Origin of the sequence: Microbacterium maritypicum (assembly GCF_041529975.1) — a bacterium.
Lineage (GTDB): Bacteria > Actinomycetota > Actinomycetes > Actinomycetales > Microbacteriaceae > Microbacterium.
In genome coordinates this window covers 2,688,516-2,701,795 of sequence record NZ_CP168030.1, presented here as the reverse complement: position 1 = coordinate 2,701,795, position 13,280 = coordinate 2,688,516, and the positions used below count along the sequence as shown (strand labels likewise).

The window sequence follows — 13,280 nt, the reverse complement described above, 5'->3', positions numbered from 1 at the left end:
CAGTAGGGCCGGTCCTCCGATGACGGAGAACCGGCCCTTCTGCGGTGGATGATCAGGCGGCGATGTGCGAGACGAGGAACCAGCGGTCCTTCTCGAGGCCGCGCTGAATCTCGATCGCGACGTCCTGGCTGGTGAGGTCGACCTCGTCGAGCCCCTCGACGGCAGCCTTGACATCGACCAGGATCGCGTCGATGTCGGCGATCACGGCGCGGATCAGCTCGTCCGACTGGGTGAAGCCCGCGGGGACGGTGGTCGCGCCGGCCTTCTCAGCCACGGCGCTGACACGGGCGTCGATCGGCAGGCCGAGGGCGACGATCCGCTCGGCGGCAGTGTCGGCGAAGTCGCCGGCATGCGCGACGATCGTGTCGAGAAGCTCGTGGACGCCGACGAAGTTGGCGCCGCGCACGTGCCAGTGCGCCTGCTTGCCGTTGACGGTGAGCGCCTGGAGGCCGAGCACGACAGGGGAGAGGAACTGGGCCGCCCCTGCAGCCACGGTCGGGTCGATGGCGGTGGTGGAAACGGTCTGTGCCTTGCTCATCTTGTGCTCCTCCGGAGGGAAATCGCGTATCTGATGTATGCAACGCTACTCAGGCTGAGACATTCCGCAAGCAAGCTGAGGCTGGGCTCACTTCCGCATGATTCCGCGGGCATTCGGGTAGCCTCGCCTCATGAGCATCGCTGCCGGAGCTTCCGTCCTCGCCCTGCCGAACAGCGTCCCGTCGATCGCTGACACGGCGTTCGTCGCGGAGGGCGCCCGCATCATCGGAAACGTCTCGCTCGCGGCCGGCGCCAGCGTCTGGTACAACGCCGTGCTCCGCGGCGACTCTGCAGGAATCTTCATCGGACCGGACTCCAACGTGCAGGACAACGTCTCGGTGCACGTGGATTCCGACCACCCCGTATCGGTCGGCGCAAAGGTGTCCATCGGCCACAACGCGGTCGTGCACGGTTGCACGATCGGCGACGGCACGCTCATCGGCATGGGCGCCGTGATACTCAGCGGAGCGAGGATCGGTGCCGGGTGTCTGATCGCCGGGGGTGCGGTCGTGCTCGGCGAGGCGGAGATCCCGGCTGGTTCGCTGGTGGCCGGGGTCCCCGCGAAGGTGCGTCGGGGGCTCAGCGACGAGGAGCGAGAGGGTCTGATCGCCAATGCCGATATCTACCTCGTGCACTCGCGGAACCACTCCGCGGCTACCCGGGCGTGACCGTCTCGGCCGCTAGGCTGAGAGACGTAAGGGGCGGTGGCCAAGCTGGTTAAGGCAGTGGGCTCATAACCCAACGATCGCGGGTTCAAGTCCCGCCCGCCCTACGCTTCACCTTCAGCGATTCGTGCGTCGCCACGCGTGAGGAACAGACGGCAGGTGTGACTCGTGACGAACGGCTCGAGAAGTTTCACCTCGAGCGGGCCGTCACTGTGGCGGAGAACGTCCCTCACCAGCTGAGCATGTACACCGCAGACGAGCTCCTGATCCGCGACGAGCAGGTCGTGATACTGACACGGGGTGAGGTCGAATCGTAGGGCCCTCTCGTCGACGACCGGGTTCAGGCCGGCATCATCGAGATGCTCGTAGAGCACATCGACCTGACGCAGCGCATCGGCCTCGAGCTCGTGCGGGGTCTCGCACGACATCGCCCGCAGCATGCGCCCCCGCGAGATAGCCCCCGCGACGCGAGCGCGCGCCACGGCGCTCGATGCGGTGTCGTGAACCGGGTGAAACACCACTGGCGGACGGCCACGCTTGCCCAGGACCAGAGTCTCACTGCAGATCAGCCCTTCGTCCTCGAGCACCCGCACATGATCACGCACGGTGTTGAGGGGTATTCCGCATTGCTCCGCCAACTCACCTGCTGAGCGTCCGGGGGTCTGCTGGATGGCGTGGAGCAATTGGAGCCGACGGGGTTGTGTCAGCCCGCGGAAGTCATGGGCGCGGCGGGGCATGTGGCGAGAGTAGACGGGGAGACGACCGTCGGTCTCACGTTCGACCGGAAATAAACCGGTAGAACGGAATGCGATGTCCGCGACGACTCGAGATGGTGGAACAACCATCACGATGAGGGGCGGAAAGCCATGAGACTCACATCAGAATCCGAGGCGATCGTCCGAGCGACCGCGGGGGTCGTCGCAGAGCATGCCGACGAGATCACCACTCTCTTCTACCGCGAGATGTTCGCCGTGCATCCGGAGTTGCTCCGAGTGTTCAACCGGGCGAATCAGGCGATCGGAGAGCAGCCGAAGGCCCTTGCGGCATCGATTGTCGCATTCGCCGTGCAGCTGATCGACCCCGAGGCACCCGACTTCGCACCGGTGATGCGTCGAATCGCGCACAAACATGTCTCGCTGGGCATCAAGGCGCGCCAATACACGATCGTCGGCCATCACCTCCTCGATGCGGTCGGAACCGTACTTGGCGACGCCGTCACGCCGGAGATCAGGGCCGCATGGGACGAGGTCTACTGGCTCTTCGGATGCTCGCTGATCGCGGAAGAGGCGAAGCTCTATGCCCTCGGCGGCACCGATCCCGATCACCCCTGGCGGAAGCATCGAGTGGTGGAACGGGTCGAGGAATCGGCTGACGTCGTGTCGCTCCTCCTCGCTCCGGTCTCCGGAGATGTCGCGACCCACCGCGCGGGGCAGTACGTGGCCATCGCCGTCGATCTACCGGATGGATCGCGCCAGCCGCGCCAGTACACGATCTCGTCCGGTCCCCGCAGCGACTCGCTGCGCGTGACGATCAAGCGTGTGCGAGCAAACGGGCGCACGCCTGACGGCCAGGTCTCGACATGGTTGCACGAGAACGCACATCCGGGAACGCTGCTCGACGTGTCGCAACCTGCTGGCGATGTCGTCGTCGACCACGATGAGACTCCGCTCGTCCTGGTATCCGCCGGTATCGGCATCACCCCGGTCGCCGCGATCGTCGAAGACCTCTCGCGCCACTCCCCGGCGCGCACCGTGCGCCTGTTCCATGCCGATCGCTCGCACGACACTCACGTGCTCTACGCGTCGTTGCGCAGGCAGGTGCTGGCGATGGAAGACGCCCGTGCGCAGAACTGGTATCGAGACGATGCGGGATCGGCGCCGACTCTTCGACCCGCGTTGTCGGGGCGCATGGACCTCGCCGCCGTCGAGCTGCCGGACGATGCGGACGTCTTCATGTGTGGGCCCTTGGACTTCATGCGTACATGTCGATCCACACTCCTGGCGCGCGGCGTCCCGCCGGAGCGGATCTCCTACGAGGTGTTCGGACCAGATCTCTGGGCGCAACAGCCGACTGTCGAAGCGGCCTGATCGCCGCACCGGGATATCGTGCGACCCGGACAGAGGCCGCTGTCAAGCCCCTCCCTGGCGCCCTCCTCAGGCGACATTCTTCCCACGTGCGGCATAGCGTCGCAGAACGGGAGGCACCATGAGCATCGGCAGCGGAATCGCGCTCTTCGTGATCGGGGCGATCCTCGTCTTCGCGGTGAACGTCGACATCCAATGGGTCGACCTCGACATGGTCGGGTACATCCTGATGGGCGCCGGCGTCGTCATCTTCCTCATCGGCATCGTGCTGCTCGCGCGTCGCCGCAGGACGGAGACGGTCTCGCGAACGTTCGTCGACCCGGCCACGGGCGAACCCACGACTCGTCGCTCCGTCAGCTCCAGCGGTGACGACGCGGTGTGAGGACTGCGGATGGCGTCCGACGATCGCGGTCGTCGGACGCCATCACTCCGCGGGGCTGCTCTCGAGATGCTCCTCGATGAGTGTGATGCCTCCGCTGGAGCTAGCCGAGTGCGCGAGTTCCTCGATCCACTTCCGGCTCAAGTCCGGCGATTCCGGTTCCTGAAAGACGAACCGGAGAGGGATCGACGGGTGCAGCCAGAGCGTCGAGCGCCCGGGAGCATCGCCTTCGGGATGCCGCCATGAGAGCGTGAAGCTCTCGTTGCGTCGTAGCTTGGTGGCGATAACGACTTTCAGATGCGCGAGCGCGCGATCGTCGATCTGGATCGGAGTCTGCGTGTCGCCGTAGTACAGGCTCCCCATCAGCGAACGAACATAGCGATGGGATGGGTGGCACGGGTCATGCGACTCCTCGACAGTGTGGCCACGGACCGAGGGAGTCCGGGTACTCGAACTCTAGCCAAGGACTTCAGCTCGCACCGTGCCGGCGTCGCGACCCGCCGCAGAATGCGAACAGACTCTTCGCCGGGTGTCACCCCGGGATCAGCGACGGCGGTGTGCCGAAGGCCTGCTGGTATGCAGTGGCGAAGCGTGACGAGTGGCTGAAACCCCAGCGGCGCGCGACATCGCCGACCGAGCGCCCGTTGCCGTGCTGGAGGTCTCTGCGGGCGCCCTCGAGTCGTGCCCGGCGGAGGGCCTCGGTGGGAGTGATGTCGAGAGCTCGCCGGAACGCGTACTGGAGCCCTCTCGTGGAGATGTAGGCGGCAGCTGCGACATCGTCGATCGTGATCGGCAGGTGCGCGTTCTCATCCATGTAGGCAAGCGCCCGGCGGACCGCCACCGGAGCTCCCGCCCGCTGGGCGGGGCGGCGCAGAGCCTCGGTGAAGCTCGTGGGGAACGCGGAGAGGGTCATCATCAGGGCATGGCGTTCGAGTTCGGCGGCGATCAGCGGGTCGGAGCCCGAGAGGGCGAGTGCCTGGTCGACATACGCGAACATCGTCTCCCAGCGCCGCGCGTCGGCGGCCGAGTGCGGCGCGAGCCCGGTCGTGCGCAACTTCAGGCCGTCATCGCCGGTCAACTGTCGTGCCCGCTCTTCGGCTGCGGGTCGGTCGAAGACGAGGGCGCGGACGTCGGCCGATCGGTCCCACTTCGCCTCCACTCGGGTGCCGTCGGAGATCCACGGTGCGCCCGGAGTGAGGCTGTGGCGCGCGGACCAGACCCGAGCATCCGGAGCGTCGACACGGCACACGAGGATCTGGTCGAGTGGCTCGGCCGTCGAATGCACCTGCGCCGCTAGTCGGTAGTTGACGAGCGTGACGCTGCGAAGCTCTTCGGACCGCCAGTCGAACCGGAAGCGCCGAGGGTCTGCATCCTGAAGCGCTGCAGAGGGAACGAACTGCTGCCACGTGGACTCGACCTGCTCGATGTCGGTGGACGTGAACTGCATGGGTGCTCCTTGTTCCTCGCACCGCGATCCCACTCGGCGGTGCCTGACAGGAGCGTAGCCCAGTGTGTCGACCGGCCGCGCATCAGCTGATCGGCAGCTTTTCGGCTCCGTCACCGGGCGGCGGTTCGAGCCGATCGCACGGGCCAGCTGCCGTCGATCGATTCCTCCGGATCGAGGCGGCCGATGCTCACGAAGTACTCCGTGAGGCTGGCCGCCTGCGAGCGCGCCCAGCCGATCTGATTCGTGTGCAGCTCTGCCGGGGTCTCGGGGAGGGAGAAGCGACGAGCGAGGGCTTGCGCCACACGACCGGCGGCGATCGCATCCGCGGACGCCTCATGCGCGCCGTCGAGCACGACCGCGTAGTGGGCGGCTACCACTTCGAGCGTGCGTCGCCCGCGGCGGTATCGGTCGTACGCCTTGTCGATCACCAGAGGGTCGATGATGGGGGAAGGGGCGGTCAGAGGGACGATTCCATGTCGGGCGGCCTCGTGCGCGAGCAGCGAGAAGTCGTACGCGGCGTTGTACGCGACCACCGGCACATTCTGCTCCAGCAGCGACCGTAGGGCCGCCGTGACCTCAGCGACGACTTCGGGCGACGGTCGCCCCTCCGCCCGCGCGTGTTCCGTGGTGATGCCGTGCACCGCACTGGCGCCATCCGGGATCGGGATGCCCGGATCGGCGAGCCAGGAGCGGGCGGCGATCTCGCGTCCTGCGGCATCGAGGACACCGACGTACGCGGTGACCACCCGATCGGACTCGACATCGACGCCGGTCGTCTCCAGGTCGAACACCCCGACACGGGTGAGCCACGCAGGGAGCGGGGGACCGGATGGCATGCCTTCACGCTATGCGCGGGCGCAGACATCCAGGGGAAGGCGCACGGCGACTCGTAGACTCGGAGCATGACCGTGCCTTCCCCCTATGCGGACCGCCTTCATCGACTCCCCGTGCAGCGCCACGCGGTAGAGGTGCGTGGAGCGACCACGGCGTACTGGGTCTACGGGCCTGAGAAGGCGGAGACGACGGTGATCGCTGTGCACGGCTTCCGCGGTGATCATCACGGGCTCGAACTAGTGTTGGCGTACCTCCCCGAGGTGCGTGTGGTCGCGCCTGATCTTCCCGGGTTCGGGGAATCAGCGCCTCTGCCCGGGCGCAGACACGACCTGGACGAGTATGCCGGTTGGCTTGACGACTTCGCAGCAGCGGTCGCCCCCGGCGCCATCATCCTGGGGCACTCCTTCGGATCCATCGTGACGGCGGCGGCGGTCGCCCGGGGACTGCGGACTCCGCGCCTGATCCTGCTGAACCCGATCGGGGCTCCGGCGCTGGAGGGACCGAAGGGTCTCATGACGCGCTTGGCCGTTTTCTACTACGCTCTCGGTGCCCGACTTCCGGAGAGACTCGGAACCGCGCTGCTGCGCAACCGCATCATCGTCCGCGTGATGAGCATCACGATGGCCAAGACCAGGGATCCCGCGCTCCGTCGTTTCATCCACGACCAGCACGACACATATTTCTCGCGATTCTCGGACCGGGATGTGCTCCGTGACGCCTTCATCGCGAGCGTCTCTCACGACGTCCGCGAATTCGCTCGCGAGATCGATGTTCCGACCCTGCTCGTCGCTGCAGAGCGTGACGACATCACCCCGATCGAGGCAGAACGCAGGCTGGCGGCGCTGTTCCCCGACGCGACACTCGTGGAGATCGCCGAGGTGGGGCATCTCATCCACTACGAGACGCCGGCAGAGGCGGCGGGCGCCGTTCGTCGGTTCCTCAGGATTCCCGTCGGGCGAGGCCGATAAGGCCTGCGACCCGGAACGGGATGACCTCGCCCATCGCGAGCGAGGTCTCCGTGCGCTCGACGCCTTCGATCGAGAGGATGCGGGCGTCGGTGTCGAAGAGGTGGCGTGCGTCCCTGCACGCGACACGAGCGAGCAGGTCGATCGAGCCGCTCAAGCCGTGCGCCTGTACGACTTCAGGGATCCGCGCGAGCTCGTTGATGATACGCGGCAGTTCGGTCTGGCGTACGCCGATGCTCACGAACGCCTGCAGGGGGAAGCCCAGGACGTCCGGCGAGAACGATCGCTCGTAGGAGAGGAAGATGCCGCTCTGCTCGAGGCGTGTCATCCGCGCCTGGATCGTGTTGCGGGACAGCCCGAGATTCTCCGCCAGCGCGACGATGGTGATCCTCGGATCATCGGCGAGGGCGGCGAGAAGCTCGAGATCGATGCGGTCGAGTCCTGGCATAGTGCCAAACCCTAGCAGTCGGACTTGGCGTCAAATTGAGCAACATGCTCAAGCCTCGCAAGAATGCTTGAGCGAGGTGTTCAGCGGACGTACCCTCAGAGCATGCCGGTGATGACGCCGGCGTCAACGCGCGGAGCCTCACGAGGGCCGCCGACGAGGAGGACGACGATGTCACCGCAGATCACCCCCATCGCAGACACCGCCCAGGATCTCGAACTCTCCGAACGCATCCTGGCTCCTGACGGGAGCCGTGTGTCGAACCCTCGACTGGATCCCTTCGTCGCCGACGTGGATACTGCGCAGCTGCGGTCGCTGCTGCGCGACATGATCATCCTGCGCCGCATCGATGCCGAGGGCGTCGCGTTGCAACGCCAGGGACAGCTGGGCCTCTGGGCGCCGTGCCAGGGGCAGGAGGCGACGCAGATCGGGACCGCGCGGGCACTCGCTCCTGAGGACTACGTGTTCCCCAGCTACCGGGAGACCGGGGTCATCTACGCACGCGGCGCCCAGCCCGGCGACTACGTGCGCATGTGGCGAGGAGAAGAGGGCGCGGCCTACGACCCTGCAGCGCTGGGCGTCGCGCCTCTGCAGATCATCATCGGCGCACAGACGCTGCACGCGGTGGGATACGCCCTGGGCATCCAGCGCGACGGTGCGGACGAGGTCGCGGTGACCTATTTCGGCGACGGAGCGACCAGCCAGGGCGACGTCAACGAGGCGATGATCTTCGCGGCGTCGTACCAGGCGCCGGTGGTCTTCGTGTGCCAGAACAACCATTGGGCGATCTCCGAGCCGGTCGCCGTGCAATCGCAGTTCCCGATCGCGGGTCGGGCTCCGGGATTCGGCATCCCGAGCCTCCGTGTCGACGGGAACGACGTGCTCGCATGCATGGCCGCCATGCGCTGGGCGTTGCAGCATGCACGCTCCGGCAAGGGCCCCGCCTACATCGAAGCCGTGACCTATCGCATGGGGCCGCACACCACGGCGGACGACCCGACGCGCTACCGCGACGCGGAGGAGCTCGAGTCCTGGCGACGACGCGATCCGATCGCACGACTGGAGGCGCACCTCCGGGCCAGCGGTGACCTCACCGACGAGCACGTCGCCGAGACTCAGGCCGCCGCCGACGCGGTCGCGAAGGAGATGCGTGCTGCGTGCCTCGGAATGGTCACGCGTCCGCCGCTCGCGGTCTTCGACGGTGTCTACGCCGAACCCCACACGGGCCTCGAGCGTCAGCGCGGCGAGTATGCGGCGTACCTCGCCTCCTTCGAGAGCGAGGCGTGAACATGACCGAGCTCACTCTCGGAAAGGCGCTCGGCGCCGGCCTGCGGCAGGCCATGCGCGACGATGACAAGGTCGTGCTCCTGGGCGAGGACATCGGCAAGCTCGGTGGTGTCTTCCGCATCACCGACGGGCTTCTCGACGAGTTCGGAGCAGCGAGAGTGATCGACACTCCGCTCGCCGAGTCTGGCATCGTCGGCACAGCCGTGGGCCTGGCCTTCCGCGGTTATCGTCCTGTCGTCGAGATCCAGTTCGACGGCTTCGTGTATCCCGCCTTCGACCAGATCGTCGCCCAGGTCGCGAAGCTCCACTACCGCACACAGGGCCGGGTCAAGATGCCCATCACGATCCGGATCCCCTGGGCAGGAGGCATCGGCGCGGCGGAACATCACTCGGAGTCTCCCGAGGCGTATTTCGTGCATACGGCAGGCATCCGCGTGATCGCGGTGTCGAACCCCGAAGACGCATACCGGAGCCTGCGTCAGGCGATCGCGTCGGATGATCCTGTGGTCTTCTTCGAGCCGAAGCGGCTCTACCACCACAAGGGGGACGTCGACCTCGAAGCTCCCCTCGCGGACGCGCCGCCGATGGGACTGGCGCGCGTCGTGCGGGCAGGGACGGATGCGACGCTGATCACCTATGGGGCGATGGTCTCCACCGCCCTGCAGGCCGCGGAAGCCGCGGAGGACGAAGGGACATCCCTGGAGGTCATCGATCTGCGCTCGCTCTCGCCCGTCGACTACGACTCGGTCGCCGCGTCGGTACGGAAGACCGGACGGGTCGTGGTCGCACACGAGGCATCTCGTGAAGCCGGTGTCGCGGCCGAGGTGATCGCGAGCATCACGGAGCGCTGCTTCGAGTATCTGGAGTCGGCACCGTTGCGGGCGACCGGCCACGACGTGCCGTACCCGCCGGCGAAGCTCGAGAAGTATCACCTTCCTGATCTCGACCGGCTGCTGGACGCCGTCGATCGGGTACTGGATCGGCCGAACAGCCTGACAGGAGCAGAAGCATGATCGCGGAATTCCGTCTTCCCGACCTCGGAGAAGGGCTGGCCGAGGCCGAGGTCGTGCAATGGCTGGTCGCCCCGGGGGACTCGGTCGCCCTCAACCAGACACTGGCCGAGGTGGAGACCGCGAAGGCCGTGGTCGAGTTGCCGTCGCCGTACGAAGGCACGGTGGCAACCCTCCACGCGGAAGCAGGCGAGACGGTCGCCGTCGGGGCGGCACTGATCGACTTCGAGGTCGTCGGTGAGGAGGAGACCACATCCGCGCCGATGCCGGAGGCGGCCGAGAAGGCTCAGCCGAACCTCGTCGGATACGGCGCTGCCCCCACCGCGACCGGACGACCGGCCCGTCGCGCACGTCGCAGCGGAGCGGTGCCGGCGGTTGTCGACACAGCGGTGCTCGAGGCTGCGCCGCACGACGCCACGCCATCGTCCGCGGTCGACTCCGTGGTGGAGCGGCCGCGCTCGACGCCTCCGGTCCGCGCACACGCGAAGCGTCTCGGGATCGACCTGGTGCTGGTGGCCGCAGAGGTCGGAGACCGGGTGATCACTCGCGCTGACGTCGACGCCTACGCCGAAAGGGTAGGAGTGCGCAGTCAGGCCACGGCTTACGTCCCCGTCGCCGCCCCGTCGTCGCCGCTCACGCCCGGTGCTCCCGGCGACGGGGCGCGTGAGACCCGCGTACCGATTCGCGGAGTCCGCAAGCACACGGCCGCGGCGATGGTCCAGAGCGCTTTCACGGCACCTCACGTGACCGTCTTCCACACGGTGGACGTGACGGCGACCATGGACCTCCTTGCGAGCCTTCGAGACGATCGCTCACTCAGCGAGCATCGGATCGGACCACTCGCAGTGGTGGCGAAGGCCGTGTGCCTCGCGCTCGGACGCACCCCCGGACTCAACTCCCGGTGGGACGAGGCTGCCGGCGAGATCGTCCAGCACCACTACGTCGACCTGGGGATCGCGGCCGCGACAGATCGCGGGCTCATCGTGCCGATGATCCGCGACGCGGAGCGGCTGACTCTGGTGGAACTCGCGGGCGCGGTGAGAGCTCTCGCCGAGGTCGCGCGTTCGGGGAAGACCTCGCCGGCGGAGCTGGCCGGAGGCACCTTCTCGATCTCGAACATCGGGGTGTTCGGCGTCGATGCCGGCACACCCATCCTCCCGCCCGGCCAGTCCGGGATTCTCGCGGTCGGCGCCGTGCGTCGTCAGCCCTGGGAGTTCCGCGGAGAGATCGCCCTCCGTCAGGTGATGACGCTCAGCCTCTCGTTCGACCACAGGCTCGTCGACGGCGCGGAAGGCGCGCGGTTCCTCAAGGATGTCGCGGACATCCTCGAGGAGCCGGGCCGGGCGATGCTTCTCAGATAGTCGCGCGAAGTGCGGCGTCCGCCATCGCGACCAGCACGGTCGCGGTGGCGGAGTGGCGCCGTGCTGCCGCACGCGTGCTGTGCGGCGTGGAATTGATGAGGCCGAAGCAGGCTTGGACTCGAAGGCGGAGCTCTTCCTGGTCCGCTCCGCCGGCGCCCGCGGTGTGTAGCGGCGCGAGGGCGTCCATCCAGAGGTCGATGTACGCGCGTTGCAGCCGCCGGACGGCTGCCCGATCCGCTTCGGACAGGTGGGCGACGTCGCGGTCCTGCACCTGGATCACCTCGGCGTTCCCGAGGGCGAAATCGACATGGAAGGTGATGAGCCCGTGCATCCGCTCATCCGGGCTCGGGGTGTTCTCCGCCACCCGCCGCCCGCCGTTGATCAAGTCCTCGCTGACTTTGACGAGAACCGCGCCGAGCAATGCCTGCTTGCCGGCGAAGTGTCGGTAGACAGCCGGGCCGGACACGCCGACGGCGGCGCCGATGTCTTCCAGGCTCACGCCGCTGTATCCGCGCGCGGCGAAGAGGCGTGCGGCGGCGTGCAGGATCGCATCAGACCGTTCGGCCTTTGCGCGGTCTCGGGCGGTGACCGGGCTTGTCATCTCAGTTAATCCTCGCTAACCTGAATCAACGGGTTAGTGCACACTAACCGAATATGCCTGCACCGCGCCAGGGCGTCGCCCGCGCGGACGTGAGTCGAGGAGGACATCACGATGCCCGCAACGCAGGAGTCCCTGGCGCAGGAGCTGCGCGAGCGCCTCATGGCAGCCGCGCGCGGGGGACCGACCGCATCCCGTGAACGCCATGTGTCTCGGGGCAAGCTGTTGCCCCGAGATCGCGTCGCGCGAGTGCTCGACGAGGGCAGCCCGTTTCTCGAGGTCGCCCCGCTCGCCGCCGATGGTCTGTACGGGGGAGACGCTCCCGGCGCCGGAGTCATCGCCGGCATCGGACTCGTTCACGGTCGCCACGTCATGGTGATCTGCAACGACGCGACGGTGAAGGGTGGCACGTACTTTCCCCTCACGGTCAAGAAGCACCTGCGCGCCCAGGAGATCGCGCTCGAGAACAGGCTGCCGTGCCTGTACCTGGTCGATTCGGGGGGAGCGTTCCTGCCGAAACAGGACGAGGTGTTCCCCGATCGCGAGCACTTCGGGCGGATCTTCTTCAATCAGGCGCGGATGTCGGCCGAGGGGATTCCGCAGCTTGCCGCGGTCCTGGGCTCCTGCACCGCAGGAGGCGCCTACGTGCCTGCCATGAGCGACGAGACGGTCATCGTGCGCGGTCAGGGAACGATCTTCCTCGGCGGGCCGCCGCTGGTGAAGGCAGCGATCGGCGAGGTCGTGACCGCCGAAGAACTCGGCGGGGGTGAGCTGCACGCACGGCGGAGCGGTGTCGTCGACCATCTCGCGGAGGACGACGAGCATGCGCTCGAGATCCTGCGCGACATCGTCGCCACTCTTCCGCCGCCCGCGGCACCCGCCTGGGAGGTCCTGAGCGGCCGGCCGCCCGCTGAGCCGTCAAGCCTGTACGATGCCGTTCCCGTCGACGTGAACGCCGCGTACGACGTGCGTGAGGTCATCTCGCGCCTCGTCGACGGCGACACGTTCCTCGAGTTCAAGCCCGAGTACGGCACGACCCTGGTCACGGGGTTCGCTCGACTCCATGGGCATCCGGTGGGTATCGTGGCGAACAACGGCGTGCTGTTCAGCGAATCCGCACTCAAGGGAGCGCACTTCATCGAACTGTGCGATCAACGGGGGATACCACTGCTGTTCCTGCAGAACATCACGGGGTTCATGGTGGGCTCCGATGCCGAGGCAGGCGGCATCGCCAAGGACGGCGCGAAGATGGTCACGGCCGTGGCGAGTACGAGGGTGCCGAAACTCACCGTCATCATCGGTGGTTCGTTCGGGGCGGGCAACTACTCGATGTGCGGACGGGCGTACTCACCGCGGTTCCTCTGGACCTGGCCTGCGAGCCGCATCTCTGTGATGGGCGGAACGCAGGCCGCATCAGTGCTCGCCACGGTGAAGGAGGATCAACTGTCCGCTCGAGGCGAGTCGTGGAGCGCCGAGGAGCGCGGCGAGTTCGAAGCGCCGATCCGTGAGCAGTACGAGCGCCAGGGGGAGCCCTACTACGCGACAGCACGGCTGTGGGACGACGGCATCGTCGATCCCGCGCAGACCCGCGATCTGCTGGGGCTCGCGCTCGACGTCGTCGCCCGCAGTCCGCTGCCCGAACCGCGCTTCGGCGTCTTCCGGATGTGA

General features: G+C 67.3%; 15 protein-coding genes and 1 tRNA gene. 9 read left to right on the top strand and 7 right to left on the bottom strand.

Annotation, left to right across the window (positions count from 1 at the left end):
* Positions 1-52: 52 nt before the first annotated feature.
* On the bottom strand, positions 53-538 hold the full coding sequence (locus ACCO44_RS13115; protein WP_029263436.1) for a Dps family protein: 486 nt from the start codon (positions 536-538) through the stop codon (positions 53-55).
* Between the two features lie 130 nt (positions 539-668).
* Between ACCO44_RS13115 and ACCO44_RS13110 the strand changes: the two genes are divergently transcribed.
* Both ACCO44_RS13110 and ACCO44_RS13105 read left to right on the top strand, forming a co-directional pair.
* Positions 669-1,205, top strand: a complete 537-nt coding sequence (locus ACCO44_RS13110) for a gamma carbonic anhydrase family protein (protein ID WP_372466847.1) — start codon at positions 669-671, stop codon at positions 1,203-1,205.
* Between the two features lie 30 nt (positions 1,206-1,235).
* Positions 1,236-1,309 (top strand) — tRNA-Ile (locus ACCO44_RS13105).
* On the opposite strand, the gene ACCO44_RS13100 is transcribed toward ACCO44_RS13105, so the two are convergent.
* Positions 1,307-2,047 carry a helix-turn-helix domain-containing protein gene (locus tag ACCO44_RS13100; protein ID WP_105709901.1) on the bottom strand — a complete coding sequence of 247 codons (741 nt, stop codon included), beginning with the start codon at positions 2,045-2,047 and terminating at the stop codon, positions 1,307-1,309. The genes ACCO44_RS13105 and ACCO44_RS13100 overlap by 3 nt on opposite strands.
* Before the next feature lie 21 nt (positions 2,048-2,068).
* Between ACCO44_RS13100 and ACCO44_RS13095 the strand changes: the two genes are divergently transcribed.
* Entirely contained in the window at positions 2,069-3,289 is a 1,221-nt protein-coding gene (locus ACCO44_RS13095) for a globin domain-containing protein (protein WP_372466845.1), read from the top strand.
* Between the two features lie 118 nt (positions 3,290-3,407).
* Positions 3,408-3,668: a DUF6458 family protein gene (locus ACCO44_RS13090; protein ID WP_029263432.1), complete on the top strand. Its 261-nt coding sequence runs from the start codon at positions 3,408-3,410 to the stop codon at positions 3,666-3,668.
* A gap of 42 nt (positions 3,669-3,710) precedes the next feature.
* Here the strand turns inward: ACCO44_RS13090 and ACCO44_RS13085 are convergent, their stop codons facing one another.
* The 3 genes from ACCO44_RS13085 to ACCO44_RS13075 form a co-directional block, all read right to left on the bottom strand.
* The gene (locus ACCO44_RS13085) at positions 3,711-4,028 is read right to left on the bottom strand and encodes a hypothetical protein (protein ID WP_029263431.1); all 318 of its coding nucleotides are present in this window, start codon (positions 4,026-4,028) and stop codon (positions 3,711-3,713) included.
* A gap of 169 nt (positions 4,029-4,197) precedes the next feature.
* Positions 4,198-5,112 (bottom strand): helix-turn-helix transcriptional regulator, encoded by a 915-nt coding sequence (locus ACCO44_RS13080; RefSeq protein WP_372466844.1) that lies wholly within the window; start codon positions 5,110-5,112, stop codon positions 4,198-4,200.
* A gap of 110 nt (positions 5,113-5,222) precedes the next feature.
* Entirely contained in the window at positions 5,223-5,948 is a 726-nt protein-coding gene (locus ACCO44_RS13075; protein ID WP_105709904.1) for a 3'-5' exonuclease, read from the bottom strand.
* 66 nt (positions 5,949-6,014) lie between these two features.
* Between ACCO44_RS13075 and ACCO44_RS13070 the strand changes: the two genes are divergently transcribed.
* A complete protein-coding gene (locus ACCO44_RS13070) occupies positions 6,015-6,914 on the top strand; it encodes an alpha/beta fold hydrolase (RefSeq protein WP_372466842.1) in 900 nt (299 codons plus the stop codon).
* Here ACCO44_RS13070 and ACCO44_RS13065 read toward each other — a convergent pair.
* Positions 6,886-7,359, bottom strand: a complete 474-nt coding sequence (locus tag ACCO44_RS13065; protein ID WP_029263426.1) for an Lrp/AsnC family transcriptional regulator — start codon at positions 7,357-7,359, stop codon at positions 6,886-6,888. The two genes, ACCO44_RS13070 and ACCO44_RS13065, sit on opposite strands and share 29 nt — an antisense overlap.
* 168 nt (positions 7,360-7,527) lie before the next feature.
* Here ACCO44_RS13065 and pdhA point away from each other — a divergent pair, with 168 nt between their 5' ends.
* From pdhA to ACCO44_RS13050, 3 genes are read left to right on the top strand one after another with little or no spacing between them, the layout of a single operon-like run.
* Positions 7,528-8,643, top strand: coding sequence for a pyruvate dehydrogenase (acetyl-transferring) E1 component subunit alpha (gene pdhA, locus ACCO44_RS13060; protein ID WP_372466841.1), 1,116 nt, complete (start codon positions 7,528-7,530; stop codon positions 8,641-8,643).
* Between the two features lie 2 nt (positions 8,644-8,645).
* Positions 8,646-9,656 (top strand): alpha-ketoacid dehydrogenase subunit beta, encoded by a 1,011-nt coding sequence (locus tag ACCO44_RS13055; protein ID WP_372466840.1) that lies wholly within the window; start codon positions 8,646-8,648, stop codon positions 9,654-9,656.
* The gene (locus ACCO44_RS13050) at positions 9,653-11,014 is read left to right on the top strand and encodes a dihydrolipoamide acetyltransferase family protein (RefSeq protein ID WP_372466839.1); all 1,362 of its coding nucleotides are present in this window, start codon (positions 9,653-9,655) and stop codon (positions 11,012-11,014) included. The genes ACCO44_RS13055 and ACCO44_RS13050 overlap by 4 nt, the downstream gene beginning before the upstream one ends.
* Here the strand turns inward: ACCO44_RS13050 and ACCO44_RS13045 are convergent.
* The gene (locus tag ACCO44_RS13045) at positions 11,007-11,615 is read right to left on the bottom strand and encodes a TetR/AcrR family transcriptional regulator (RefSeq protein WP_029263422.1); all 609 of its coding nucleotides are present in this window, start codon (positions 11,613-11,615) and stop codon (positions 11,007-11,009) included. The two genes, ACCO44_RS13050 and ACCO44_RS13045, sit on opposite strands and share 8 nt — an antisense overlap.
* 111 nt (positions 11,616-11,726) lie before the next feature.
* Between ACCO44_RS13045 and ACCO44_RS13040 the strand changes: the two genes are divergently transcribed.
* Positions 11,727-13,280 carry a carboxyl transferase domain-containing protein gene (locus ACCO44_RS13040; RefSeq protein WP_372466837.1) on the top strand — a complete coding sequence of 518 codons (1,554 nt, stop codon included), beginning with the start codon at positions 11,727-11,729 and terminating at the stop codon, positions 13,278-13,280.